The following is a 25,727-nucleotide window of genomic DNA, read 5'->3' on the forward strand; positions in this document are numbered from 1 at the left end:
GGCCTCACTCATCAGAAGAACCTCGGATCGTCGAAGACCCCGGACGCGACGAGGTAGACGTAGAAGTCGGCGAGCGCCACGCTCAGCAGCGACGCCCAGGCCAGCTGCATGTGGCGGGCGTTGAGCCGCCCCACGAACTGCCAGGCCTTGTAGCGCACCGGGTGTTTCGAGAAGTGCTTGAGCTTGCCGCCGACGATGTGCCGGCAGGAGTGGCAGGAGAGGGTGTACGCCCAGATCAGCACGATGTTGGCCAGGAAGACCAGGGTGCCCAGGCCCATGTGGCCCCAGCGGTAGTGCGGATCCCGGAAGGCCAGCACGGTGTCGTAGGTCAGCACGCCGGCCACCAGCAGGGCGGCGTAGAAGAAGTACCGGTGGACGTTCTGCAGGATCAGCGGGAAGCGGGTCTCGCCGCTGTAGGTGCGGTGCGGCTCGGCCACCGCGCAGGCGGGCGGTGAGGCCCAGAAGGCGCGGTAGTACGCCTTGCGGTAGTAGTAGCAGGTCAGCCGGAAGCCGAGCGGGAAGATCAGGATGATGATCGCGGGGGAGATGCCCCACCAGCCTCCGAAGAGGTCGGCGTTCGGCCCGGCGCGCATGGTCCGGCAGTTCTCCGCCAGGCACGGCGAGTAGAACGGCGAGACGTACGGCGCCGCGTAGTAGTGGGCGTTGGCGAAGGCCCGCCAGGTGGAGTAGACGACGAACGCGAACAGACCGGCCGCGGTGACGGCGGGCGCCAGCCACCAGCGGTCGGTCCGCAGGTGCGGGGCGGCGATCGCGGCACGCGTACGGGTGTGTACGCCACCGCTGTTCTGTTGGGGTTCCGTACCAGTGGCCAAGTCAGGACTCCGGTCGGTAGGGGTGGGTCAGGGGGCGCGGCGGTCGCGGGCGCCCAGTCCCTCGTCGTCCGTGTCCGTCCACAGGCTGATGTCGTAGGGCGCGTCGGAGATGGTGACGAGGTCGGGCCGGCGCGGCGCGGCCGGGGCGGCGGCGGCCTCCCGGAGCAGTGCCACGCTCTCGCGCAGATGGTCGGCGTCCAGCCGGGCCCGCCGTATCTCCAGGCTTGAGCTGCCGAGCTGGTGTTCCAGGCGGCCCAGCGACCGGTGGAGATCGTCGAGACAGCGCTGTACGGCGTTGATGTCGTCGTGCACGGACATGACTTGCCCTCGCTTCCGCGGGTCTGGCGGGTCATGGGCGGCAACGTTCATGCGCCTTGGAGTGTTGCGCCTCACGCCTGCCGGTGTGAAGGGATGTGCAGCGATTGGCCGGGGCGTACGGGTGCATCGTCCGGTGTGTTGCGCCGCACGGGTGGGCTTACCGGCCGTCGTCGCCGTGTCGCCCGCTGTTGCCGGATCCTTTCCTCTTCAGTGGCCGCATAGATCTGATCAGCTCCATATACCGCCGAACGTGATCAGCTCCATATACCGACAAATGTGAGCATAAGGCCCGTGGCTTCCCGGAGGTAGCAGAGATGTCCTACGACGGTGTCGGGCAGCGCCCCGAAGGGGCGCGAGGAACTGCGCGACGAGCCACGACGCACCCGCACCCGCACGACGGCACGGCGCGGCGCCCCGGCCGGCGGCACCTGCGGCGCGCCCTCGCCTTCCTGGGCGCCGGCGCGCTGGCCGTCCCGCTGCTCGCCGGCTGCGCCGACGAGGAGGAGACCAGCGCCCCGCTCGCTCCGCAGGACATCGCCCCGGTCGCCCGCGACCTGGTCGCCGACGGCGGCACCCTGAAGTGGGCCCTGGACGCCGTACCGGAGACCCTGAACACCTTCCAGGCCGACGCCGACGCCGGCACCAGCCGGATCGCCCAGGCCGTGCTGCCGTCCATGTTCCGGCTGGACGCGGCCGGCCGGCCGGTGCCCAACCCGGCCTACCTGGAATCGGCCAAGGTCATCGAGACCGAGCCGCGCCAGGTGGTGCTGTACAAGCTGAACCAGCAGGCCGTCTGGAGCGACGGCCGGGAGATCGGCGCCGCCGACTTCGTCGCCCAGTGGCGCGCCCTGTCCGGCAGGAACAGCGCCTACTGGACGGCCCGCAACGCCGGCTACGACCGGATCGCCAAGATCGAGCGCGGAGCCAACGACCTCCAGGTCCGGGTCACCTTCGCCCGTCCCTACGCCGACTGGCGGTCGCTGTTCTCCCCGCTGTACCCGAAGGACGTCACGGGCACCCCGGACGCCTTCAACGACGGCGCCCGCCGCAAGCTGAAGGTCACCGCCGGGCCCTTCAAGGTCGAGAAGGTCGACACCGCCCGGAAGGACGTCGTCCTCACCCGCAACCCGCGCTGGTGGGGCAGGCCCGCCAAGCTGAACGAGATCGTGCTGCACGCCGTCTCCCGCGACAAGCGGGCCACCGCGCTCGCCGACGGCAGCGTGGACCTCGCCGACATCGACTCCGCCGACGCCCAGCGGATCGGCCTGGCGAACCGGGAGAAGGGCACCGGGACCCCGCTCCAGGGCGCCGGGGGCAAGACCTCCGTGAAGAAGCTGCGCGCCTGGGCGCTCGCACACGGCTTCGACTCCGACCAGGTGCACGCCGGCAAGAAGAAGCTCCGCAAGGCGATCACCCACTACCTGGAGCAGCAGCAGGCGCTGCGGAACGTCGAGGTCCGCAAGTCCCTGGAGCCCGCCTACACCCAGCTCGCCCTCAACGGCTCCACCGGTCCGCTCGCCGACGAACGGGTCCGCCGGGCCGTCGCCCGCGCCCTGGACCGCGTGGAGCTGGCCCGGCTGGTGCTCACCCCGCTGGGGCTGCCCGCCGTCCCGGTCGGCAGCCACCTCGCCCTGTCCGGACAGGTCGCCTACGCCGACAACAGCGGCGCGATCGGCGGCCAGGACGCCAAGGAGGCGCAGGCGCTGCTCGCCGACGCCGGCTGGGTGCGCGGCGGCCCGCTCAAGGAGCGGAAGAAGGGCGAGAAGGCGGCCGGACCCGAGCACGGCACCGGGCACGACGGCGAGGACGTGTCGAACGGCGGCAAGGACGGCGAGTACATCGTCGGGGAGGACGACAAGGGCCGGGACGGGCCGGGCGACGGCGGTGCCGAGGGCGGCGGCACGGACGGCGACGGCAAGGGCAGGCGGCACGAGCCGGCCGGCGACCAGCGAGAGCACGGCGACCAGCACCTCGCGCAGGAGGGCAAGCACGGCGGCGCCCCGGGCGCGTACGCCCCGCAGGGCACGGCCGCCCCGGCCGCCGCGCCGGCCGGACCCCTCGCCAAGGACGGCAAGCCGCTCGCGCTGCGCTTCGTCCTGCCCTCCGGGCCCGGCTCGGAGACCCTGAACTCGGTGGCCGAGCGGATCTCGGCGATGCTGGAGCAGGTCGGCATCCGGACCACGATCACCAAGGTCTCGGACGAGAGCTACTTCAAGGACCACATCGCCGCCGGCGACTACGACCTCGCCCTGTACTCCTGGCCGTCCTCCGCCTTCCCGGCGACCGACGCCCGGCCGATCTACGCCAAGCCGGTCCCCGCGGCGGACGGCTCCGTGAACGTCGAGCAGAACTTCACACGGGTCGGCACCGACCAGGTCGACCAGCTCTTCGACCAGGCCGCGACCACGCTGGACGAGGACGAGGCACGGGACCTGATCCGGAAGGCCGATTCCCGTATCTGGGCGGCGGCGGGCTCCATCCCGCTGTACCAGCGGCCCCAGCTGGTGGGAGCGCGGAAGAACCTGGTCAACGCGGGTGCGTTCGGGTTCCAGACACCGGTGTACGAGGACATGGGATTCCTGAAGAAGGGAGCAAAGGTGTCGCCCAGTCCCCACAAGGGCTAGGCGGCCCGGCGAGCCCCGGCTGAAAAGGCCAAGTACCATGGGGTGAGGCCGTGGCGTGTCCAGCCCGGCAGGGCCCGCGCGACACGGACGTACGCGCAGGGCGATCCTCACCACTCCGGGAGTACGGCAGCTTATGGCCACGCGCCACGACATCCGCAACGTCGCCATCGTCGCTCACGTCGACCACGGCAAGACCACCATCGTCGACGGCATGCTCAAGCAGGCCGGCGCGTTCGCCGCCCACCAGCTCGACTCCGTCGACGACCGCATGATGGACTCGAACGACCTGGAGCGTGAGAAGGGCATCACGATCCTCGCCAAGAACACGGCGGTGAAGTACCACCCCAAGGACGGCGGGGACCCGATCACCATCAACATCATCGACACCCCCGGCCACGCCGACTTCGGCGGCGAGGTCGAGCGCGGTCTGTCGATGGTCGACGGTGTCGTGCTGCTCGTCGACGCCTCCGAGGGTCCGCTGCCGCAGACCCGCTTCGTGCTGCGCAAGGCGCTCCAGGCCCGGCTGCCCGTCATCCTGTGCATCAACAAGACGGACCGCCCCGACGCCCGCATCGACGAGGTCGTCAACGAGACCTACGACCTCTTCCTCGACCTGGACGCGGACGAGGAGCAGATCGAGTTCCCGATCGTCTACGCCTGCGGCCGTGACGGCATCGCCTCGCTGACCAAGCCGGACAACGGCACGGTCCCGGCCGACAGCGACAGCCTGGAGCCGTTCTTCTCCACGATCCTGGAGCACATCCCGGCCCCGACCTACGACGAGGAAGCGCCGCTCCAGGCCCACGTCACCAACCTGGACGCCGACAACTTCCTCGGCCGTATCGCGCTGCTGCGCGTGGAGCAGGGCGAACTGCGCAAGGGCCAGACGGTGGCCTGGATCAAGCGCGACGGCTCCGTGCAGAACGTCCGCATCTCCGAGCTGATGATGACCGAGGCGCTCACCCGCAAGCCGGCCGAGAAGGCGGGCCCGGGTGACATCTGCGCGGTCGCCGGTATCCCGGACATCATGATCGGTGAGACCCTGGCCGACACCGAGAACCCGATCCCGCTGCCGCTGATCACGGTGGACGAGCCGGCGATCTCCATGGTGATCGGTACGAACACCTCGCCGCTGGTCGGCCGGGGCGGCACCGGCAAGGGCGCGGACGCGAAGGCGGCCGTGAAGGACCGCAAGGTCACCGCCCGCCAGGTCAAGGACCGCCTGGACCGCGAGCTGATCGGCAACGTCTCGCTGCGGGTCCTCGACACCGAGCGCCCGGACGCCTGGGAGGTGCAGGGCCGTGGTGAGCTGGCGCTGGCCATCCTGGTCGAGCAGATGCGCCGCGAGGGCTACGAGCTGACCGTCGGCAAGCCGCAGGTGGTCACCAAGGAGGTCGACGGCAAGGTCTACGAGCCGGTCGAGCGCATGACGATCGACGTGCCCGAGGAGCACATGGGCGCCGTCACGCAGCTCATGGGCGTCCGCAAGGGCCGCATGGACAACATGTCGAACCACGGCTCCGGCTGGGTCCGCATGGAGTTCGTCGTGCCCTCGCGCGGTCTCATCGGCTTCCGTACCGAGTTCCTGACCCAGACCCGGGGCACGGGCATCGGTCACTCCATTCACGAGGGCTTCGAGCCCTGGTTCGGCAACCTGACGACCCGGAACAACGGCTCCCTCGTCGCCGACCGCTCTGGCGTCGTCACCGCGTTCGCGATGACGAACCTCCAGGAGCGCGGCGTGCTCTTCGTGGAGCCGGGCACCGAGGTGTACGAGGGCATGATCGTCGGCGAGAACTCCCGTTCCGACGACATGGACGTCAACATCACCAAGGAGAAGAAGCTCACGAACATGCGGTCGTCGTCGGCCGACTCGTTCGAGGCGATCGTGCCGCCGCGCAAGCTGTCGCTGGAGCAGTCCCTGGAGTTCTGCCGCGACGACGAGTGCGTCGAGGTGACCCCGGAGGCCGTTCGCATCCGCAAGGTCGTGCTCGACCAGCGTGAGCGGGCCCGCTCTGCGAGCCGCGCCAAGCACGGCTGATCTACCGGCACTTGAGCCCGGGCGCCCCCACCATGGGGGCGCCCGGGCTTTTTGCAACCCGTTTTCGGAAGCGCCATGTCCGACATGCGGAGATCGCTGCCCGATAGCCATGTAACAAGTCCGTTTCGCGCCCTCTTCTGACGAACAGTTTGTCCAGATTTTGGAAGTCATAGCGGTGAGCTGTGACTGAATTGAGATCTACGGGCGGTGGTCGGTAGTCGACCCATGGCAGATAGTTAGCCGCGTAGCGCTCGGGTCAATGGGTCTCGCGCTGTGGGGACAGCGCCGACTCACGAGCACCAGGGGGTGTCTGACCCTCCGTCAGGGGTGTCGGAGGGTAGACGGAAACCCCCTCCTGTTGGTGAACACGTGGAGTCATGAGGAGGGAACCCCAGTAACTACGCGCGTCCGACTGCGGTCACGCGCGTCCTCGGAGTACGCGGGCACCTCTCACACTCATACCTGTGAAACGGACGAACCGTGACAAGTCCTATCGACATTGAGGGCGGCGGGGCTTCGGCCGTCGTCGACGGCGCACCAGGGCCGGAGACGAAGACCGAGGCCGTCACGCTCACGGGCCGGTCCCCCGGCCAGCTCATGTGGCTGCGCTTCAAGCGCGACCGCACGGGCGTCATCTGCGCCGTGGTGGTGATCGGCTACTTCGTCGTCGCCCTGCTCGCACCGCTGCTCGCGAAGCTGCCGGGCACCGATCCGTACACCCTGTACGGCCAGGACCCCACCTATGCCGACAAGCCCGTCCTCGACGAATTCGGGCTTCCGCTGGGCTACTTGGGAGGCGTCTCGGGCGACCACTGGTTCGGCGTCGAACCGCAGTACGGCCGCGACCTCTACGCCATGCTGCTCTACGGCATGCGGACCTCGCTGTACATGGCGCTCGGCATCACCGTCCTCATCATGGTCACCGGTGTCGTGATCGGCCTGGTCGGGGGCTACTTCGGCGGTCGTACGGACTACTGGATCGGCCGGGGCACCGACTTCTTCCTCTCCTTCCCGCAACAGCTGTTCTTCATCGCCTTCATGCCCGTCGTGACGTCGTTCTTCGTGGATCCCCGCGAGGAGACGCCGACCTACTTCCGCGCCCTGGCCATGCTCATCGTGCTGTGGCTGCTGGGCTGGATGGGCATGGCCCGGCTGGTGCGGTCGACCGTACTGTCCCTGCGCGAACGGGAGTTCGTGGAGGCGGCCAAGGTCTCGGGCGCTTCACCGTGGCGGATCGTACGCAAGGAGATCCTGCCCAACGTCGTCACCCCGATCCTGGTGCAGTTCACGTACCAACTACCCAGCACCATCCTCAGCATCGCCTTCCTGTCCTTCGCGGGCGTCGGGTTCGTCGAGCCCACGCCCGACTGGGGACGCCTCTTCGCCGCCGGCGCCCGGTACGCCGAGCAGGACCCGGCGTTCATGTTCTTCCCCGGGGTGGCGCTGGTGATCTTCGTCCTGTGCTTCAACCTCCTCGGGGACTCCGTACGGGACGCGTTCGACCCCAAGTCCGGGCGATAGGACGTCCGTTGGGTGGGGGTGGCTGCCGCCCCCGCCGGCCCGCGCGGCCGGCGCCCGGCAGATCTCACGGATAACAACCGACAGGTAGGTGGATTCGCCACATGATGTCTCATCGCGCCCGCGGAGCGCGCGCCGTCGTGATCGCCATCGCGGCCGGCTCCCTGGCTCTCACGGCCTGCTCCAAGAACGAGGGCGGCAAATCCGGCAAGGACACCGAGAAGGACCAGAAGCAGGCGGCGGTCCAGTCGAAGCCGGTCACCTATGTCGGCGCCGCGGGATCGACCGGCCCCGCCAAGGACGTGCCCGGTGCCAAACCCGGCGGCACGATCACGGTGTACCAGGAACCGGGCCTCACCCACCTGGACCCCGCCCAGATCTACGTCTCCGACGCCGGCCAGGTCGCCAACCTGCTCTTCCGCCGGCTGACCCAGTTCCAGGAGGACGACAAGGGCGACGTCTCGGTCGTCGGCGACCTCGCCACCGACTCCGGGAAGTCCACCGACGGCGGCAGGACCTGGACCTTCACGCTGAAGGACGGCATCAAGGACGAGAACGGCAACCCCATCACCTCGGCCGACGTCCGGCACACCGTCGAGCGCCAGTACGCCAAGTTCGTCTTCGACGGCCCGACCTATCTGCAGACCTGGCTGAGCGGCGCCGACTACCGCAAGGCCCTGCCCGGCGGCGGCTTCGACGGCAAGCACCTGCCGGCCTCCGTCCTGGACACCCCGGACGACAAGACCGTGGTCTTCCACTTCGACCAGCCGCGCCCGGACCTGCCGCAGACGCTCGCCATGGCCGGGTACGCCGTCGTCCCCGAGAAGGGCGACACCAAGGAGCGGTACGAGAAGAAGCCGGTCGCCACCGGACCGTACAAGATCGTCGAGAACAAGGTCGGCAAGACCCTGAAGCTGGTGAAGAACGCCAACTGGGACCCGAAGACCGACTCCGTGCGCCACCAGTACGCCGACGGCTTCACCTTCCAGTTCGGCGTCACCGAGTCCACCCAGACCAAGCGCCTGATCGCGGACGAGGGCGACAACAAGAACGCCATCCAGCTCACCGGCGGCGTCGACGCCACCCAGATCCAGGACGTCATCAGCAACCCGGAGGCCAGCAAGCGCACGGTCAAGGGCTACCAGCCCTACGTCATGACGCTGACCTTCAACCTCGACCGGGTCAAGGACAAGAAGGTCCGCGAGGCCGTCACCTACGCGGTCAACTCCAAGTCCCTCATCGCCGGCGAGGGCGGCGCCTACGGCGGTGACGTCGCGCCGAACTACTTCGCGCCGACGCTGCCCGGCTACGAGCCGGGCTACGACCCCTACGGCCGTCTGAAGACCCCGCAGGGCAACATCGCCAAGGCCCAGGAGATCCTCAAGAGCGTCCCGGCCGCCGAGAAGAAGCTCGTCTTCGCCTACGCCAACAGCGAGCAGGGCCAGCGGCGCAAGGTCGCCGTCGAGGACGCGCTCACCAAGGTCGGCTTCGACGTCGTCGCCAAGGAGGTCGACGCGGCGAGCTACTACGAGCAGATCGGCAAGCTGAAGAACCCGTACGACATCTACATCACCGGGTGGGGCCAGGACTGGCCGTCCCCGGGCACGGTCGTGACGCCGATCTACGACGGCACTCAGGTCTCCGACGGCTCCGCGAACTACTCGCACGTCAAGGACCCGAAGGTCGACGCCCTCATCAAGAAGGCGCTGACGCAGCCGCCGGCCGAGGCCGCGAAGACCTGGCGGGAAGCGCACCACTACCTGCTGGAGAACGTCATCCCGGCGGCTCCGCTGTGGTACACGAAGCAGTTCCAGATCTCCGGCTCCAACGTGGGCGGTGCCCGCTACGGCTCGGTGTCCAGCCTCATCGACATCACCCGGCTGTACCTGAAGTCGTGACCCGCGGCTGACGACGGGGGTGCGCCAGGACCGCGGGCGCACCCCCGCTCCCGGCGCACCCACCCACCGTCTCCGCAGAGAGCAGCCAGCCCGCCATGCTTCAGTTCATCATCCGGCGCACGGTCGGCGCCTTCGTCACGCTCTTCCTCATCGGGGCGGCGACCTTCTTCCTCTTCGTGGCCGCACCCTCCGACTACGCCTCCCTGGCCTGCGGCAAGGACTGCTCGCCCCAGCGGCTGGCGGACATCCGGGAGGCCCTGGGGCTCAACCTGCCCCTCGCCCAGCAGTTCTGGCACTTCATGACCGGCATCGTGACGGGCCGTGACTTCCCGACCGGGCACTGCTCGGCCCCCTGCCTGGGCGTGTCGTTCTACTCGGGGGACATGGTCTGGAGCACCATCATGGACCGGTTCCCGCTGACCCTGACCCTGACCGCCGGCGGCGCGATCGTCTTCCTCCTCGTCGGCGTCGGCGCCGGCATGATCGCCGCGTACCGGCGCGGCACGATGGTCGACAAGGTCGCCACCGGCGCGTCCATGGTGCTCAGCTCCTTCCAGATCTACTTCCTCGGCCCGGTCGTGCTGACGATCCTCGTCTACAGCACCGGCTGGATGGAGGACCCGAAGTACGTGCCCTTCACCCAGGACCCGGTCGGCTGGTTCGTCGGCATGTCGATCCCGGTGTGCGTGATGGCCACGATCTTCACCGCGCAGTACACCCGTATGGCGCGCTCGTCGATGATCGAGCAGCTCGCCGAGGACCACGTGCGCACCGCCCGGGCCAAGGGCATGTCACGCAGGTACGTGTTCCTGCGCTACGCCTGGCGCGGCTCGCTCATCCCGATCGTCACCGTGCTCGGCATCGACGTCAGCTCCATGCTGGGCGGTGCCGTCGTGACCGAACTGACCTTCTCCCTCCAGGGGATCGGCCGGCTCGCCGTGGACGGCGCGGTCAACAAGGACCTGCCGCTGACGATGGGGGTCATGCTGTTCGGCGCCTTCTTCATCCTCCTCATCAACATCCTGACCGACATCACCTACGCGTGGATCGACCCCCGCATCCGGCTCTCCTAGGAAGAACCAGCCATCGTGACCACAGTGACCAAGGCCGAGGGCGCACCGGCCCCGACCGGGCCGGACGGATTCCTCTCGGTGCGCGATCTCCAGGTGACGTTCTCCACCGAGGACGGCCCGGTCAAGGCCGTCGACGGCCTCTCCTTCGACCTGCACCGCGGGCGGACGCTCGGCATCGTGGGCGAGTCGGGCTCGGGCAAGTCGGTCACCAACCTGACGATCCTCGGGCTGCACGACCCGCTGTTCACGACCATCGACGGGGAGATCGTCCTCGACGGCAAGGAACTCATCACCGCCACCGAGAAGGAGATGGAGAGACTCCGCGGCAACCGGGTGGCGATGATCTTCCAGGATCCGCTCACCGCGCTGTCGCCCTTCTACACCATCGGCCGGCAGATCGCCGAGCCGTACATGAAGCACAGCGGCGCCTCGAAGAAGGCCGCCTGGGAGCGGGCAGTGGAGATGCTCGCCAAGGTCGGCATCCCCAACCCCGGGGAGCGGGCCCGGGACTACCCGCACCAGTTCTCCGGCGGGATGCGCCAGCGCGCGATGATCGCCATGGCACTGGTCTGCGACCCGGACCTGCTGATCGCCGACGAGCCGACCACGGCCCTGGACGTGACCGTGCAGGCCCAGATCCTGGACCTGCTCAAGGACCTCCAGCGGGAGTTCGGCACGGCGATCGTCTTCATCACCCACGACCTCGGGGTCATCGCCGACATGGCCGACGACATCATGGTCATGTACGCGGGCCGGGCGGTGGAACGCGGCACGGTGGACGAGGTCCTCCGCTCCCCGCAGCACCCCTACACCTGGGGCCTGCTGAACTCCATGCCCCGGCTGGACTCCGACCTCGGCACCCCGCTCTCGCCCATCCCCGGCACCCCGCCGAGCCTGCTCACGCCACCGTCCGGCTGCCGTTTCCATCCCCGGTGCACCTTCCGGGACCGGGTCGGCGGCAACCGCTGCACCACCGAGCGCCCCCTGCTGGCGCCGGACCGCTCCTCGGCGTGCCATCTCGGCGAGGAACAGAAACGCACCATCTTCGTCGAAGAGATCAGGCCCCGACTGGGCTAGGAGGACAACCGTCATGAAAGAGGACCTCGTCCTCCCCGCCACCCGCGAGGCCGGCGACGACGCGGCCGCCGAGCCGCTGCTCACGGTCTCGGGGCTGGTCAAGCACTTCCCGGTCAAGGGCGGCTTCCCCATCCGGCGCACGGTCGGCCACGTCCAGGCCGTCGACGGTCTCGACCTGACCGTGCACGCGGGGGAGAGCTTCGGCCTGGTCGGCGAGTCGGGCTGCGGCAAGTCGACCACCGGCAGGCTGATCACCCGCCTGATGGAACCGACCAGGGGCACGATCACCTACCGCGGCCGGGACATCAGCCACGCCACCCGCAAGCAGCTCGCGCCGATCCGCTCCGAGATCCAGATGATCTTCCAGGACCCGTACTCGTCGCTGAACCCGCGGCAGACGGTCGGCAAGATCATCTCCGGTCCGATGGAGATCAACGGCATCAGCCCGGAGGGCGGCCGGGAGAAACGGGTCCGCGAACTCCTGGAGATCGTGGGCCTGAACCCGGAGCACTACAACCGCTTCCCGCACGAGTTCTCCGGCGGCCAGCGCCAGCGCATCGGCGTGGCCCGGGCCCTCGCCCTGGAACCGAAGCTGATCGTCGCCGACGAGCCGGTCTCCGCCCTGGACGTCTCCATCCAGGCCCAGGTCGTCAACCTGCTCCAGCAGGTGCAGCGGGAACTGGGCATCGCGTTCCTCTTCATCGCCCACGACCTCGCCGTCGTACGGCACTTCTCCCAGCGCGTCGCCGTCATGTACCTCGGCAAGATCATCGAGGTGGGCGACCGCGACTCCATCTACACCCGCCCGCGCCACCCCTACACCCACGCCCTGCTGTCTGCCGTTCCCGAGGTGGCCCTGACGGAGGGGGAGGCGCCCCCGCGCGAGCGCATCCGCCTCGCCGGCGACGTGCCGTCCCCCATCTCCCCGCCCTCCGGCTGCCGCTTCCGCACCCGCTGCTGGAAGGCACAGGACAAGTGCGCGGCCGAGGAACCCCCACTGCTCCGGCTCTCCGGCAACCGCGAAGGCCACCTGACGGCCTGCCACTTCCCGGAGGACCCGACGACCGAGGCCCGCGAGGAGGACATCGTGCTGGACCCGGCGTTGGCGGCGTTGGAGGAGGAGCAGGGTTAGTGAGCTGGCCGGAGCGCTCCGTCGGCGTGCATGCTGGTCACCGCGTCGCGGCCTTCTCCGGCTCTGGCGGTACGACATCGTCGCCGTCTCCGCTGGTGGGGGAGCAGTCCCACTCCGCCACCACGATGCCCGTCTGCCGATAACGGGTCAGGGCGTCGGTGTCGACCTTGCCGTCCGCGTCGGTGAACCAGCACTCCGGCAGCATGCCGAACATCTCCTCGTAGGCGGCGACCCACGAGATCTCACCCGCGCCGGCCGCGGCGGCGTGGCCGAGGACACCTCCGGCGTGGTCGGCGCAGAACGTGGCGTATGCCGGGTCGTCCAGGAAGCGGTGCCATTCGGCGTCGATGGCGCCGGAGAACATCTCCACGACCGCGTGCCCGGCGGCCAACCGCTCGGCAGCGACAGCGAAGAAGCGTCCGAGTTCGATCCGCTCGGGGCTCAGAGTGGTGCTCATGCTGGTGCTCCTGTCGATGGGGTGAGTGTTGTTCGAGGACGGGTGAGTTCGGCCCAGACGAGCTTCCACGTGGGATGCAGGTCGTACCCCCAGCGGTCACTCAGCACGTCGACCAGGACCAGGCCACGGCCGCCCTCGGAATCTTTGTCCGGCATTCCGACGCCGGGGACCTCGCGGGAGCTGTCGGCGACGCCGATCCGTACCCGGTCTCGGGACACGCGCCGGATCACAACCCGGACCGTGCGACAGCGGGTGTGGTCGATGGCGTTCGTCACCAGCTCGTCCACGATCAGCATTCCGGCGTCCAGCAGGTCCCCTATCCCCCAGGTTCTCAGCGCGGTGGCCACAAGGGTCCGGGCTCGCTTTGCGGACTGCGGTTCACAGGGCATCGTCTCGGTATAGCCGGGATCGCCCTTTGACATCGGTCTCGTGGCGGTCGTGGTCACGTAGTCGTCTCCTTGGAGTGGGGCAACTTGCCCCGTCGGGCTGCCGCCGTGTCGCGCAGCCGTGTCGTCGGCGGCTGATATCCATCCAACGGGGGTACGCCCGCAGTGAGAACGGTCCATGCTGGTACGGCCGTTGAATGCGTTGAACGCCAGGGGAGCTGGACATGGGACGCACACCGAACACGGCCCTCGCCGCGCTGATGCGTGAGGCCGAATGGGGAAACGGACAGCTGGCGCGAGCGGTGAACCGCACGGCGGCCGAGGCCGGGGTTGACCTGCACTACGACGCCAGCACGGTCACGCACTGGCTCAAGGGAAGCGTCCCGAAGGAGGAAGCACGGGCGGCTGTTCTCGAAGACTCTCGCGGAGGGTCGGTCGCGTCGTGACCTTCGCGGAGGCCGGGTTCCCCGGGGAGGACGCGCGCACGTCTGCCACCCTGGTGGACCTTGTGAGGAGAGACATGGATCCGTCGCGACGTGGAGTACTTGCTACGGGGCTCTATTCGGCGGCCCTGATGGTCCCGAGCTTCTCCGACCTGGGCGACCGGCTCGACCGTACCGACGACGACGTGAAGGCCGGGCGTACGGTGCGCGTCGGGGCGGGCGAAGTCGTCACGGTCCAGCGGATGACGGACCACATCGCAACGATTCTGGACGACCTCGGCGGCGGTCACGCTCGTCCCATGGCTGCGGCGTTTCTCGCGAACACCGTCCTGCCGTGGCTCGACGCCGACGCCAAGGGCAGGGTGAAGAGCGATCTGCTCGCTGCCGCCAGTGACTTCGTCTACCTGACCGGCTGGATGGCCATGTACGAGCGGGCACACGGTCTCGGACAGCGCTACTTCGTACAGGCCCTCGACCTGGCCAAGGAAGGCGGCGATCAGATCACCTACTGCCGCACCCTCCGGGGCATGGCTTTGCAGGCAGCCAGCCTCAAACACGCGTCGAAGGCCTTGGACCTGGCGGACTCCGCTGCCGAAGCGGCACCGGCGGCCGGCCCGCGCCTGGTCGCGTTCCTGCGCGGACAGCAGGCGCACGGCGCCGCTCTGGTAGGTGACCGGCACCGGGCGTTCGACAGGCTACGGGAGACCGAGGAGGCCTTGTCGAAAGCCGACGGCCGTAACGATGCCGTAGGCGGATACGACCAGGCCGCCTATCAGTTTCACGTCAGCAGTGTCCTGTATGCCCTGGGTGACCTGTCCGGCTCCATCAAGGCGATGCAGCAGTCCAACCGGGTCCGGCCCGCACACGAGCGTCAGGGCCGCCTCCATTCCAACGGCCTTCTCGCCTCCAGGCAGTGGGAGCTCGGTCATGTCGACGCGGCGTGCGCTACGTGGGATCGGTTCCTGGACGACTACACGGCCCTGTCGACCTCGCGCGGCGACGAGCATTTCGACACCTTGAAGAAGCACGTCGCCACCCGGAGGACCCGGAGCGTGCGGCAACTCGGCGAACGTGCCCGAGAGATCGCCCGGCAGAAAGCCGCCGCGTAGTGATCCGGGACCGGCGCCCGAGGTGTCAGTGCCGAGCCCGGCGGGCCACCGTGATGATCTCCGGGGAGGTGGGGGTCAGCGGGGACCCGTCCCAGTCGCCGTACTGTTCGACGACGGTCAGGCCCGCCTCCGTCAGGAAGGTGTTCAGGGTGTCGGCGTCCAGGAAGCGGAGGACGCTGCGGACGACCCGGGGGGCCGGCCAGTGGGGGGCGGTGTAGGACTCCGTGAAGTGCACCCGGGCCAGGTCCGGGGCGACGGTCCTGACCTCGTGCCACACCTTCACCGGGGTGCCGTCGGCGGCGGTGGCCTCGTACACCCGGTCCGGGGTCCAGTGCTCCCAGGCGCGGGCGGCGGGATTGCGGGTCTCGAAGACGAGGCGTCCCCCGTCGGACAGGGCCGCGCGGGCGGCGCGCAGGCAGACCCGGATCTCCTCGTCCGTCACCAGTTCCTGGAAGGCGTGCCCGGTCATGACGACCAGGTCGAACTCCGGCCGCCAGCAGCGCACCCGCACATCGCCGAGGATCCACTCGACGTCCGGCCGGGCCCGCCGCGCCTGGACGAGCATGGCGGCGGCCGGGTCGAGGCCGGTCAGCCGGCCCCGGTGCCCCTCGGCCCGGGCCCGCCGCAGCAGCTGCCCGGTGCCGCACCCGATGTCCAACACGGACCCGGCCTGCCGCAGCAGTTCGAGGTAGAAGTCGTCACCCGGTCCCCAGGGGTTGAGGCTGTCGTACAGCGCGGCCAGCGAGAGATCGGCATAGACGTGATCCACCACCGCGGCAGTCTGCCACAGGTTGCTGAACGGTGTGTCAGGAACCGGGCAGGACCAGGAGATGTCCGGGCTCGCCACGTCGTCGTCGCCTGGGAAGAGCATCAGTCCCACCTTGTCCCCCTTGCTTGCTCGTAGCCCAGGATCGTCGTGGGGAAGGGTGTCGGCGACTGAAATGATGCCCGAGGCTCGCGCTCAAGCCGCGCAAGCGGTTCCCGAAGGGCACAGTGCTGATCGTGGACGGTCCCCTGGTGCCCACCCGTGAGCGCAGCATCGATGAGCAGTCCAAGAACAGGTACTCCACCGCCCACCAGGTCGTCATCGACGCCGACACCCGAGTGGGCGTGGTAGTCGGCCAGCCCATGCCCGGCAACCGTCATGACTCCCGTGGTTGGGAGGAATCCGGCGCCAAAGACGCCGTCGGCCACACCATGACCATCGCCGACGGCGGCTACCAGGGCACGGGGCTCGTCATCCCGCACAGCCGCACCAAGGGCAAGGAACTTCCAGCTTGGAAGGAGGAACACAACCGCTCCCGCAAGCGAGTTCGGGCGCGCGTCGAGCACGCCTTCGCCCGACTTCGCCCACAAACGCCTCGCCGAACGAATGACAGGGCCGGTCGTGAACAGCGGCGACGGGGCGGGTGCCAGGGTGTGGGCCCCCTGGCCGACGCGGAATACCTCTGGGAGCCGCCTGACTGCTTGGTCGGTTCGGCGGCACGTCCGAGGGGCCAGGGCCGCGCGCGACTCTTCTCGCCTGCACCGGCGAGTGGGGACGCGGCGCCGCCTCCTACCCGTATCCCTGGCCGACGCCCTTCACCACCATCGCGTGGCGCTTGAGCCGCCTCAGCGAAATGCTGATACTCGGGTCAATGGGCCGGTGAGAGTCCGCTCCGCGAGGAAGCGGCTGACGACGCGGCGCCGGAACGGTGGCCGTCGTCTCAGGGTAGTGAGACACCGTGAGGTGACCCGACTTGTCGCCTGCCTCCTCCGCCAGCGGCGGTACCTCCGTCGCGCACTTCTCGGTCGCCTTCCGGCAAAATGACGAAGGCCCGCGCTCGGGGAACGCGGGTCCTTCTATGAGAGTGATCTGCCTCAAGAATGAGCGCCCGATCAGTGATGAAGAGGCGGCTCAGTCAATGATCCATTCGTCCCAGGTTCCGGGGACCTTCTTGCCGCATATCACCGCACCGGAAGCGGAAGAAGTGGTCTTGAGCAACCCACAGACCGGGTTCACGAACGGAGTCTTGGCGTGGCGGTCGTGGGACGCAATGCGCCACGTCATCCGGCGAGGGTCGTCCAGGGTGCAGTTTCCCCCCGTCACCTTCTTCTCGTGCTTAGCAGGAGCGGCAACGCAATCTTGCCCCGGAAGCGGAACGGACAGCGTGACGAGTGTCGTGCCTCCGAGTGCCCACTGCTGCTTCATGGTTGAATTGCTGCACTTCACCTGCGTGATCGCCTTGTTGGAGCCGTTCCACTGCAGGCACTTTCCCGTCTTCACGTTCTTGATGCGGAAGGACAGGACTGCCGCATCGGCCGATGTGTCGGCGACGCCCACGGTGGTGCTGAGCGCCAGAACACTGGCGAGCATTGCGGATTTCCAAGAAATTTTCATTTGCCCCCCTCGTTTGATTCGGTCGAGGGGGAAGTTTTAACTTCCCCCTCCAGCATCATCGCAGAGAGGGTTGGCATGTGCATTCAATTTGAGCTTCTGCTGAGCTTTCGTAATCGCCGCGTGCGGCAATCAAGTTCAAAGCAAAACGAAAGGCCCACCCGGCGTGAAAGCTTGCCGGGCGGGCCTTTTCCCCTGGACCGGACGTTCATGGGCTCGGGTCAATGGGCCGGTGAAAGTCCGCTCCACAAGGGGGCGGCTGACGGAAAGGGGTGTGTCAGGCCGCCGCCTCGGGGTCCTTGGTCAGGCGCGGGGCGGGCACGGTGTCCGCCGTCTCCGGGTAGTGGCACGCCGTCAGGTGACCGGGCTTGTTGCCCGCCGCCTCCACCAGCGGCGGGGCCTCCGTCGCGCACTTCTCGGTCGCCTTCCAGCACCGGGTGCGGAAGCGGCAGCCGGACGGCGGGTTGATCGGCGACGGCACGTCGCCGGTCAGGCGGATGCGCTCGCGCGGTTCCTCGTCCACCGTGGCCTCGGGCACGGCGGACAGCAGGGCCCGCGTGTACGGGTGCCGCGGGTTGTTGTACAGGTCGTCGCGGTCGGCGATCTCGACGATCTTACCCAGGTACATGACCGCGACGCGCTGGGAGAAGTGCCGCACGATCGCCAGGTCGTGGGCGATGAACACGAACGCGATGCCGAGGTCCTTCTGGACCTTCTGGAGCAGGTTGACCACCTGCGCCTGGATCGAGACGTCCAGCGCCGAGACCGGCTCGTCCGCCACGATCAGCTTCGGCTCGAGCGCCAGGGCGCGGGCCACGCCGATGCGCTGGCGCTGGCCGCCGGAGAACTCGTGCGGGAAGCGGTTGTAGTGCTCCGGGTTCAGGCCTACGGTCTCGAGGAGTTCGCGGACGCGCTTCTCGTGGCCGCCGGGCGGGTTGATGCCGTTGATCTCCATCGGGCCGGAGATGATCTTGCCGACCGTCTGCCGCGGGTTCAGCGAGGCGTACGGGTCCTGGAAGATCATCTGGATCTCGGAGCGGATCGGCGCCAGCTGCTTGCGGCCGGCGTGCGTGATGTCCTGCCCGCGGTAGGTGATCTTGCCGCCGGTCGGTTCCATCAGGCGGGTGATCAGCCGGCCGGTGGTCGACTTGCCACAGCCCGACTCGCCGACCAGGCCCAGGCTCTCGCCCTCGGCCACCTGGAAGTCCAGGCCGTCGACGGCCTGCACGGCGCCGACCGTCCGCTTGATGGGGAAGCCGCCCTTGATCGGGAAGTGCTTGGTGAGCCCGGAGACGTCCAGGAGGGGGGTGGTGCTGCTCATGGTGGTGAAGTCCCGTCTGAAATCCGTCAGTGGGTGCGGGCGGCGGCGTAGTCGGGGAACAACTCGCGCTTCTGCTCCGGCGTCAGGTGGCAGGCCGCACCCCGGCCATCCACGACCTCCAGCGCGGGCCGCTCGCTGGAACAGCGTCCGCCGGCCACCTTGTCGGCGAACGTGCACCGCGGGTGGAAACGGCAGCCGGACGGCGGGTTGAGCAGGGAGGGCGGCGAGCCGGGGATCGGCGACAGGGGGACGTCGACCGGCCCGTCCAGCGCCGGCATCGAACCGAGCAGCCCCAGCGTGTACGGGTGCTTCGGGTCCCGCAGCACTTCCTTCTTCGTCCCGCGCTCCACGCACCGGCCGCCGTACATCACCAACACGTCGTCCGCGATGTCCGCGATGACACCGAGGTCGTGCGTGATGAAGATGATCGCGGTGCCGAACTCCTGCTGGAGGTCCTTCAGCAGGTCCATGATCTGCGCCTGGACCGTCACGTCGAGGGCCGTGGTCGGCTCGTCGGCGATCAGCAGCTCGGGGTCGCAGACCAGGGCCATGGCGATCATCGCGCGCTGGCGCATACCGCCGGAGAACTGGTGCGGGTAGTCGTCCACCCGCACGTCCGGCTGCGGGATGCCGACCCGGCGCAGCATCTCGATCGCGCGGACCCGGGCCTCCCGCTTGGTGCAGCCGGTGTGCTTCCGGTACGTCTCGCCGATCTGCGCACCGATGGTGTGGTACGGCGACAGCGAGGCCAGCGCGTCCTGGAAGATCATCGACATCTTGTTGCCGCGGAGCCGTTCCAGCTCCTTCTCGGAGGCGGTGATCAGCTCCTTGTCGTCGAGCAGGATCTCGCCGTCGAGGGCGGTGTTGCGCGGGTCGTGCAGGCCCAGGATCGCCATGTTGGTGACGGACTTGCCGGAGCCGGACTCGCCGACGATGCCGAGGGTCTTGCCCTTCTCCAGGTCGAAGGAGAGCCCGTCGACGGCCTTGACGATGCCGTCCTCGGTGGAGAAGTGCACCTTGAGGTCGCGGACGGAGAGGAAGGGGGTGCTCATGGGTCTCTCTCCTTAAGCGAGGCGCACGCGCGGGTCGATCAGGGCGTAGACGGCGTCCACGATGATGTTGAAGACGACGATCGCGCCGGCGGCGAACAGGACGACGCCGAGCAGCATCGGCAGGTCGTTGGTGCCGACCGCCTTCACCGACAGCATGCCTAGGCCTTGGAGGCTGAAGGTCGACTCGGTGATGATCGCGCCGCCGAGCAGCACACCGAGGTCGAGGCCGAAGATGGTGATGATCGGGCCCATGGCGCCGCGCCAGGCGAACCGGAAGAACACCGTGCGGCGGGACAGGCCCTTGGCACGGGCGGTGCGGACGTAGTCCTGGGTGAGCGACTCGACCATCTGCGAGCGCGTCATACGGGTGTAGTTCGCGGTGAAGATCAGCGACAGCACCAGCCACGGCACCAGCAGGCCCGAGAACCACTTGCCTGGGTTGTCCGTGAAGGGGGTGTAGCTGGCCCGGTCCAGCAGGTGCATCTGGTCGACCAGGAGGTAGGTGGCGAAGACACCGACGACGTAGATCTGCATCGAGGACGCGACCAGCGAGGCGGAGCTGGCGATCTTGTCCAGGGCCTTGCCCTGCTTGACGGCGGCGAGCATGCCGGTGCCGACGCCGAAGAACAGGAAGACCACAGCGGCACCCAGGGACAGGGAGACCGTGGTGGGGAAGCGGTCCAGGATGGTGTCCAGGACCGGCTCGCGGCTCTGGAAGGAGAAGCCCAGGCACGGCGCGTCGCAGTGCCCGAACGAGCTGTAGTCCCGCCCCACGAACAGGCCCTTGAGCCATTCCCAGTACTGCACGGGGAGCGGGTCGGAGATCGCCAGGTTCTTCCGCACCAGGGCCAGCGTCTCTGGGGTGCAGACCTTGCCGCACGCGATGCGGGCGGGGTCGCGCGGAGCGGCGTAGAACAGGACGAACACCAGGGCACTGATGATCAGCAGGATCACCGCGGCGCCGAGGATCCGGCGGACGAGGAAGCGGAACATGGCAGTTGGGATTTCCTGACGGATGCCGTAGGGGGGTGAGACGGCGGGGCGGCACCTGGGCCGCCCCGCCTAGGGGGCCGTACGTCAGGCCTTGACGAAGGTCTTGTACAGCAGGGTCGCGGAGAAGTTCGGGTCGAACTGGGCGCCGCCGACCTTGTTACCGAAGACGTAGAAGCGACGCTGGTACGTCTCGGGGATCATCGGGGCGACCTCCTCCATGATCCGCTTGTCGAGCGCGGCCCACTCCTTGCCGGCCTTCTGCTGGTCCGGGATGACCGCGTTCTTCTTGATGCCCTCGTTGATCCAGTCGACGTCGGCCTGCGACACGTTGTTCTTGCCGTTACCGATGGCGTCGCCGTCCAGCAGCGGCTGGATCATCGTGTAGGCGGTCGGCCAGTCCGGGGACCAGCCACCCCACATCACGTCGTAGCTGTTGTCGACCTGCTGGACCTGGTCGTAGTACGACGTCGAGTCGACCGGCTTGATGACCGGGGTGAAGCCCGCCGCCTTCAGGGCGTTCTCGATGACGACCTTCGTCTTGTTGTAGGTCGGGTCCTGCGGGAAGGCGTAGACGATCTTCTGCCCCTCCTTGCCAGCCTCCTTCAGCAGCTTCTTCGCGGCCTCAGGGTCGCCCTGCGGCTTCTTCAGCTTGTTGTACACATCGGTCTTCTCGTAACCGATGATGTCGGGGCTGAGGATCGAGGTCGCGAAGTCACCGGCGGACGGGCCGCCGTAGATCTGCCGGATCTGCTGCAGCGGCCAGGCGTGGATGAGCGCCTGGCGGACCTTGAGGTCCGTGACGCGCTTGGTGTTGATCCAGTAGAAGTAGGTGCCGGTCAGCAGGCCGTTGAAGCTGCGCTTCTTCAGGTCCGGGTCGGTGAGCACCTTCTGGATGCGCTCGGCGGGCACGCCCTTGTAGATCGAGACGCCGTAGGCGTCGTCGCCCTGGGAGGCGATGAGGCGGTCGACCGAGTCGAGGGTCTCGACACCGAAGGTGAACTCGAAGCCGTCCGGGTAGGCGTTGCGGATCGAGTCGGTCTTCGGGTCCCAGTGCTTGTTGCGGATCAGCACCATCGACTTGTCGGTGGTGTGGGCCTTGATCTTGTACGGGCCGCAGGCGACCGGCTTCTTGTCGTACTTCTCCTTGGTGTCCAGCTTCACCGGCACCGCGGCGTAGGAGTGCATGGCCAGGGTGAAGTTGAAGTCCGGCTTCGACTCGGCCAGCTTGAAGGTGATCGTCCGCTTGGCCTTGTCGGTGACGATCGCGTCGAGGTGCTTGCCCTTGTACGGGCCCTCGTACGCGTCACGCCACTTGCCGCCCTTGCCGGTCAGCGCGCGCTGGGCGTAGTCGGCGCCCTCGGTGACGAACGGCGCCCAGGCGCGCTCGAAGCCGTGGCGGACGTCCTCGACGGTCAGCTCGCTGCCGTCCTCCCACTTCAGACCCTCCTTCAGCGTGAAGGTCCAGGTCTTGTTGTCGTCGGAGGCCTTGCCGGCGTCGGTGGCCAGGTCGCCGACCAGCTTCTGCTTGCCGGACGCGTCGATCTTGTAACCGGTCAGGCAGCGGTGCAGCAGCAGCGCGACGGTGGAGTTGTACGCGAAGTAGATGCGCTGCGGGTCCAGGTGGGAGAAGTCGTCCGGGGCCAGGCCGCGGATCGTCCCGCCCGTCTTCGCGCCGGTGATCTCCGGGGCCGGGCCGGTGGAGTCGGCCGCGGTGCCGACGGTGACCTTGGCACCGGTGTACTCCGTGGCGCCGGCACTCGGGGTGCCGCCGCTGCCGCCCGCGTCACCGCTGCTGCACGCGGACAGCAGCGTCGAGCCCGCGGCCGCGACAGAGGTGGCGATCAGGAAGTTTCTGCGGGAAAAGGACATGGCTGGCCTGTTCTGCTGGAGGAACGAAGTGGTGCTGGACCCCGGCCGGGCCCCGTCGCCGTGGCCGGGGATGACGCGTCAGCGCTTGGTCTTGGGGTCCAGGGCGTCGCGGACCGAGTCGCCGAGGAGGTTGAAGGCGACGACGAAGATCACCATCGTCAGGCCCGGGAAGAGCATGAAGGTGATGTCGTCCTGATAGAACTTGGCACCGTTCTGGATCATCACGCCCCAGTCTGGCGTGGGGTCCTGGAGGCCGACGCCGAGGAAGGCGAGACCCGCTTCCGCCGTGACGTAGGTGGGGAGCAGGAGGGTGGACTGGATCAGGATCGGCGTCCACAGGTTGGGCAGCAGTTCCTTGAAGATGATGCGGGCCGGGGAGGCACCGGTCACCTTGGCCGCCTCGACGAACTCCCGCTCGCGCAGGGCGAGCACCTCGCCGCGCAGCAGACGGGCGATGGAGGCCCAGCCGAAGGCTGTCATCACGAGGATGAGGCTGGTGACGATCAGCCAGACCGGGGTGTTCTCCTCCGGCGAGACGAAGATCGCCAGAGCCACCGGCCAGAAGGCGATGTAGAACAGCGTCTGCGGGAACGCCAGCAGGATGTCGATCAAGCGGCCGACGAGGTAGTCGGTCTTGCCGCCCAGGTAGCCCGCGGTGATGCCGATCACGACTCCGAGCAGGGTGGTCAGCAGGGCCGCGGCCGTCGCGATCAGCAGCGAGTTGCGGATGCCGTAGAGCAGGAAGGTGAAGACGTCCCGCCCGAGCTGCGGCTCGATGCCGAACCAGAAGTCGGAGCTGATGCCGCCGTTGGGCTTGATCGGGAAGTTGAACTCGTTCAGCAGGCCCGGGATGTTCATGCCGTAGGTCGTGTACGGGTCCTTGCCGTACAGCTTGGCTATGAGCGGCGCGAGGATGCCGACGACGAAGAAGAAGATCACCACGAAGGCGGATATGACGCCCGTCCGGTCCCGCTTGAAACGGGTCCAGGCCAGCCGTCCCGGAGAGCGGCTCTCGCTGCCCTTGGGGGTGCCGGTCTTCGCCGGTGCGGCGTTGTCTTCGTCGGTCACCTCAAGTGGGGCGGCCGGGGAAGGGGTTGCGGGGGTCATGATGCTCCGTGCCTTGTGGGTCAAGGCTCCGCAGGGCGCTCCCCTACGGGCTACGCCGGACTTTTTCAACGCAATTCATTCAAGGTCAATAAATTCTCGGCCGCCTTGGTTGTCTCTTTACCTTCTTTACTCGTTCATGATCGTTCCGTAGCTACGCGGGTAGCGCGCTGTAATCAATCCGTGCTTCACATCGGACCAACTGGGCAATTCGGGCAAGGGGTTCGATATGCGGACGGTGGAGTGTCGAAATGCGTACATCTCCCCGCCCCAATCCAACGTTTCGGCATCGTTACATGAAGATCTGTTGCGCACGATGCCCAAGATCGTCAGGGCGGCGGACGTGCGGTGCCTGCATTCGGATGACGTGTCCCCCTAAAGGTCGTTCAATCGGGCAGCAGACATGCGATACATGCCTTATGTGCTGGTTTTGACCGGTATCGGATCGGTGTGTACGGAGGAGGCACGGCATGCGGGCAGTCACGCGCGCCCGAGGGGCCGCATGCGCGGTGGCGGCGGCACTCGCCGCGGCCGGCTGCGGGGGCGGCGGCTCCGGCAGCGGCGCCGCCGGCGGCGCGGTGCTCAGTTCCTCCTGGGGCGACCCGCAGAACCCGCTGGAGCCGGCCAACACCAACGAGGTGCAGGGCGGCAAGGTCCTCGACATGATCTTCCGGGGCCTGAAGAAGTACGACCCGAGGACCGGCAAAGCCACCGACATGCTCGCCGAGTCCATCGACACAAAGGACTCGCGGAACTTCACGATCCGGGTGAAGCGCGGCTGGACCTTCTCCGACGGCGAGAAGGTCACCGCCCGTTCCTTCGTCGACGCCTGGAACTACGGGGCGAGCCTGAAGCACAACCAGAAGAACGCCTACTTCTTCGGTTACGTCGACGGATACGACAAGGTCCACCCCAGCAGCGGCACGCAGACCGCCGACACCCTGTCCGGGCTGAAGGTGGTGGACGACCACACCTTCACCGTCAGGCTGCGCCAGACGTTCTCCGGCTTCCCCGACACCCTCGGCTACGCGGCCTTCGCCCCGCTGCCCCGCGCCTTCTTCACCGACCACGCGGCCTGGCTGAGGAAGCCGGTCGGCAACGGCCCCTACACCGTCGAGTCCTATATGAGGGGCTCGCAGATGTCCCTCAGGAAGTGGGACGGCTACCCCGGTCCCGACAAGGCCCGCAACGGCGGCGTGGACCTGAAGGTGTACACGGACAGCAACACCGCCTACACCGACCTGCTGGCCGGCAACCTCGACCTCGTCGACGACGTGCCCGCCGCCCAGCTGAAGAACGTCAGGAGCGACCTGGGCGACCGCTACATCAACACCCCGGCCGGCATCATCCAGACCTTCGCCTTCCCCTACTACGACAAGGCCTGGAACAAGCCGGGCGCGGAGAAGGTCCGCACCGGCCTGTCCATGGCGATCAACCGGAAGCAGATCACCGAGACGATCTTCGACAGGACCCGTACCCCCGCCACCGACTGGACCTCGCCCGTCCTCGGTGCGGACGGCGGCTACAAGCCCGGCCTGTGCGGCGGGGCCTGCGACTACGACCCGGCCCGGGCGAAGAAGCTGATCAAGGAGGGCGGCGGGATCCCCGGCGGCCAGGTCCGGATCACCTACAACGCGGACACGGGCTCGCACAAGGAGTGGGTGGACGCCGTGTGCAACTCCATCAACAACGCCCTCGGCGACAGCAAGGCCTGCGTGGGCAACCCCGTCGGCACCTTCGCCGACTTCCGCAACCGCATCGGCCGGCACAGGATGCCCGGCCCCTTCCGGGCGGGCTGGCAGATGGACTACCCGCTCATCCAGAACTTCCTGCAGCCGCTCTACTACACCGACGCCTCCTCCAACGACGGCAAGTGGTCGAACAAGGACTTCGACCGGCTCGTCGACCAGGCCAACGCCGAGACCGACCAGGCCAGGTCCGTCCGGCTGTTCCAGCAGGCGGAGGAGGTCGTCCGGGACCACATGGCCGCCATCCCGCTGTGGTACCAGAACGGCAGCGCCGGCTACTCCGAGCGGCTGTCCGACGTGGCGCTCAGTCCCTTCAGCGTCCCCGTCTACAACGAGATCAAGGTCAGCTGAGCC

General features: G+C 68.0%; 19 protein-coding genes and 2 pseudogenes. 10 read left to right on the forward strand and 11 right to left on the reverse strand.

From position 1 onward, the window contains the following. Nucleotides 1–11: 11 nt before the first annotated feature. Together S1361_RS25255 and S1361_RS25260 are read right to left on the reverse strand one after the other, a co-directional pair. Entirely contained in the window at nt 12–833 is an 822-nt protein-coding gene (locus S1361_RS25255) for a hypothetical protein (RefSeq protein ID WP_208034053.1), read from the reverse strand. A gap of 27 nt (nt 834–860) precedes the next feature. Beyond that, on the reverse strand, nt 861–1,151 hold the full coding sequence (locus S1361_RS25260; protein WP_208034054.1) for a hypothetical protein: 291 nt from the start codon (nt 1,149–1,151) through the stop codon (nt 861–863). A 314-nt stretch (nt 1,152–1,465) separates the two neighbouring features. Here S1361_RS25260 and S1361_RS25265 point away from each other — a divergent pair, with 314 nt between their 5' ends. The 7 genes from S1361_RS25265 to S1361_RS25295 all read left to right on the forward strand — a co-directional run bounded on the left by S1361_RS25265 (nt 1,466) and on the right by S1361_RS25295 (nt 12,514). Next, nucleotides 1,466–3,775: an ABC transporter family substrate-binding protein gene (locus S1361_RS25265; protein ID WP_208034055.1), complete on the forward strand. Its 2,310-nt coding sequence runs from the start codon at nt 1,466–1,468 to the stop codon at nt 3,773–3,775. Between the two features lie 133 nt (nt 3,776–3,908). Then, a complete protein-coding gene (typA, locus tag S1361_RS25270; RefSeq protein WP_208034056.1) occupies nt 3,909–5,816 on the forward strand; it encodes a translational GTPase TypA in 1,908 nt (635 codons plus the stop codon). 480 nt (nt 5,817–6,296) lie between these two features. Beyond that, on the forward strand, nt 6,297–7,337 hold the full coding sequence (locus S1361_RS25275; RefSeq protein WP_208034057.1) for an ABC transporter permease: 1,041 nt from the start codon (nt 6,297–6,299) through the stop codon (nt 7,335–7,337). A gap of 101 nt (nt 7,338–7,438) precedes the next feature. After that, nucleotides 7,439–9,232 (forward strand): ABC transporter substrate-binding protein, encoded by a 1,794-nt coding sequence (locus S1361_RS25280; RefSeq protein WP_208034058.1) that lies wholly within the window; start codon nt 7,439–7,441, stop codon nt 9,230–9,232. A gap of 95 nt (nt 9,233–9,327) precedes the next feature. Next, nucleotides 9,328–10,305: an ABC transporter permease gene (locus S1361_RS25285; RefSeq protein ID WP_208034059.1), complete on the forward strand. Its 978-nt coding sequence runs from the start codon at nt 9,328–9,330 to the stop codon at nt 10,303–10,305. 15 nt (nt 10,306–10,320) lie between these two features. After that, nucleotides 10,321–11,382 carry an ABC transporter ATP-binding protein gene (locus tag S1361_RS25290; protein WP_208034060.1) on the forward strand — a complete coding sequence of 354 codons (1,062 nt, stop codon included), beginning with the start codon at nt 10,321–10,323 and terminating at the stop codon, nt 11,380–11,382. A gap of 13 nt (nt 11,383–11,395) precedes the next feature. Next, the gene (locus tag S1361_RS25295) at nt 11,396–12,514 is read left to right on the forward strand and encodes an ABC transporter ATP-binding protein (protein ID WP_208034061.1); all 1,119 of its coding nucleotides are present in this window, start codon (nt 11,396–11,398) and stop codon (nt 12,512–12,514) included. A 37-nt stretch (nt 12,515–12,551) separates the two neighbouring features. On the opposite strand, the gene S1361_RS25300 is transcribed toward S1361_RS25295, so the two are convergent. Both S1361_RS25300 and S1361_RS25305 read right to left on the reverse strand, forming a co-directional pair. Beyond that, complete coding sequence (locus S1361_RS25300; RefSeq protein WP_243769294.1) at nt 12,552–12,971, reverse strand: hypothetical protein; 420 nt, start codon at nt 12,969–12,971, stop codon at nt 12,552–12,554. Next, nucleotides 12,968–13,417, reverse strand: coding sequence for an ATP-binding protein (locus tag S1361_RS25305; RefSeq protein WP_243769295.1), 450 nt, complete (start codon nt 13,415–13,417; stop codon nt 12,968–12,970). The genes S1361_RS25300 and S1361_RS25305 overlap by 4 nt, the downstream gene beginning before the upstream one ends. Nucleotides 13,418–13,581: 164 nt before the next feature. Here S1361_RS25305 and S1361_RS25310 point away from each other — a divergent pair. Next, nucleotides 13,582–14,909 (forward strand): annotated as a pseudogene (locus S1361_RS25310) (NsdA family TPR-like regulatory protein). A 25-nt stretch (nt 14,910–14,934) separates the two neighbouring features. Here S1361_RS25310 and S1361_RS25315 read toward each other — a convergent pair. Then, the gene (locus S1361_RS25315) at nt 14,935–15,681 is read right to left on the reverse strand and encodes a class I SAM-dependent methyltransferase (RefSeq protein WP_208036765.1); all 747 of its coding nucleotides are present in this window, start codon (nt 15,679–15,681) and stop codon (nt 14,935–14,937) included. A 176-nt stretch (nt 15,682–15,857) separates the two neighbouring features. Between S1361_RS25315 and S1361_RS25320 the strand changes: the two are divergent. Next, nucleotides 15,858–16,259 (forward strand): annotated as a pseudogene (locus S1361_RS25320) (transposase); the annotation flags it as partial. A gap of 547 nt (nt 16,260–16,806) precedes the next feature. On the opposite strand, the gene S1361_RS25325 reads toward S1361_RS25320, so the two are convergent. From S1361_RS25325 to S1361_RS25350, 6 genes are all read right to left on the reverse strand, one after another. Next, entirely contained in the window at nt 16,807–17,289 is a 483-nt protein-coding gene (locus S1361_RS25325; RefSeq protein ID WP_208034062.1) for a ricin-type beta-trefoil lectin domain protein, read from the reverse strand. 274 nt (nt 17,290–17,563) lie between these two features. Further along, nucleotides 17,564–18,607 carry an ABC transporter ATP-binding protein gene (locus S1361_RS25330; protein ID WP_208034063.1) on the reverse strand — a complete coding sequence of 348 codons (1,044 nt, stop codon included), beginning with the start codon at nt 18,605–18,607 and terminating at the stop codon, nt 17,564–17,566. A gap of 26 nt (nt 18,608–18,633) precedes the next feature. Next, on the reverse strand, nt 18,634–19,659 hold the full coding sequence (locus tag S1361_RS25335; protein ID WP_208034064.1) for an ABC transporter ATP-binding protein: 1,026 nt from the start codon (nt 19,657–19,659) through the stop codon (nt 18,634–18,636). 12 nt (nt 19,660–19,671) lie between these two features. Further along, nucleotides 19,672–20,652, reverse strand: a complete 981-nt coding sequence (locus S1361_RS25340) for an ABC transporter permease (RefSeq protein ID WP_208034065.1) — start codon at nt 20,650–20,652, stop codon at nt 19,672–19,674. Nucleotides 20,653–20,736: 84 nt separating this feature from the next. After that, nucleotides 20,737–22,521, reverse strand: coding sequence for an ABC transporter substrate-binding protein (locus tag S1361_RS25345; protein ID WP_208034066.1), 1,785 nt, complete (start codon nt 22,519–22,521; stop codon nt 20,737–20,739). Nucleotides 22,522–22,599: 78 nt separating this feature from the next. After that, on the reverse strand, nt 22,600–23,628 hold the full coding sequence (locus S1361_RS25350) for an ABC transporter permease (protein ID WP_208034067.1): 1,029 nt from the start codon (nt 23,626–23,628) through the stop codon (nt 22,600–22,602). 467 nt (nt 23,629–24,095) lie between these two features. On the opposite strand from S1361_RS25350, the gene S1361_RS25355 reads away from it, so the two are divergent. Beyond that, complete coding sequence (locus S1361_RS25355) at nt 24,096–25,724, forward strand: peptide ABC transporter substrate-binding protein (RefSeq protein WP_208034068.1); 1,629 nt, start codon at nt 24,096–24,098, stop codon at nt 25,722–25,724. Nucleotides 25,725–25,727 lie beyond the last annotated feature (3 nt).

Origin of the sequence: Streptomyces cyanogenus (assembly GCF_017526105.1) — a bacterium.
Lineage (GTDB): Bacteria > Actinomycetota > Actinomycetes > Streptomycetales > Streptomycetaceae > Streptomyces > Streptomyces cyanogenus.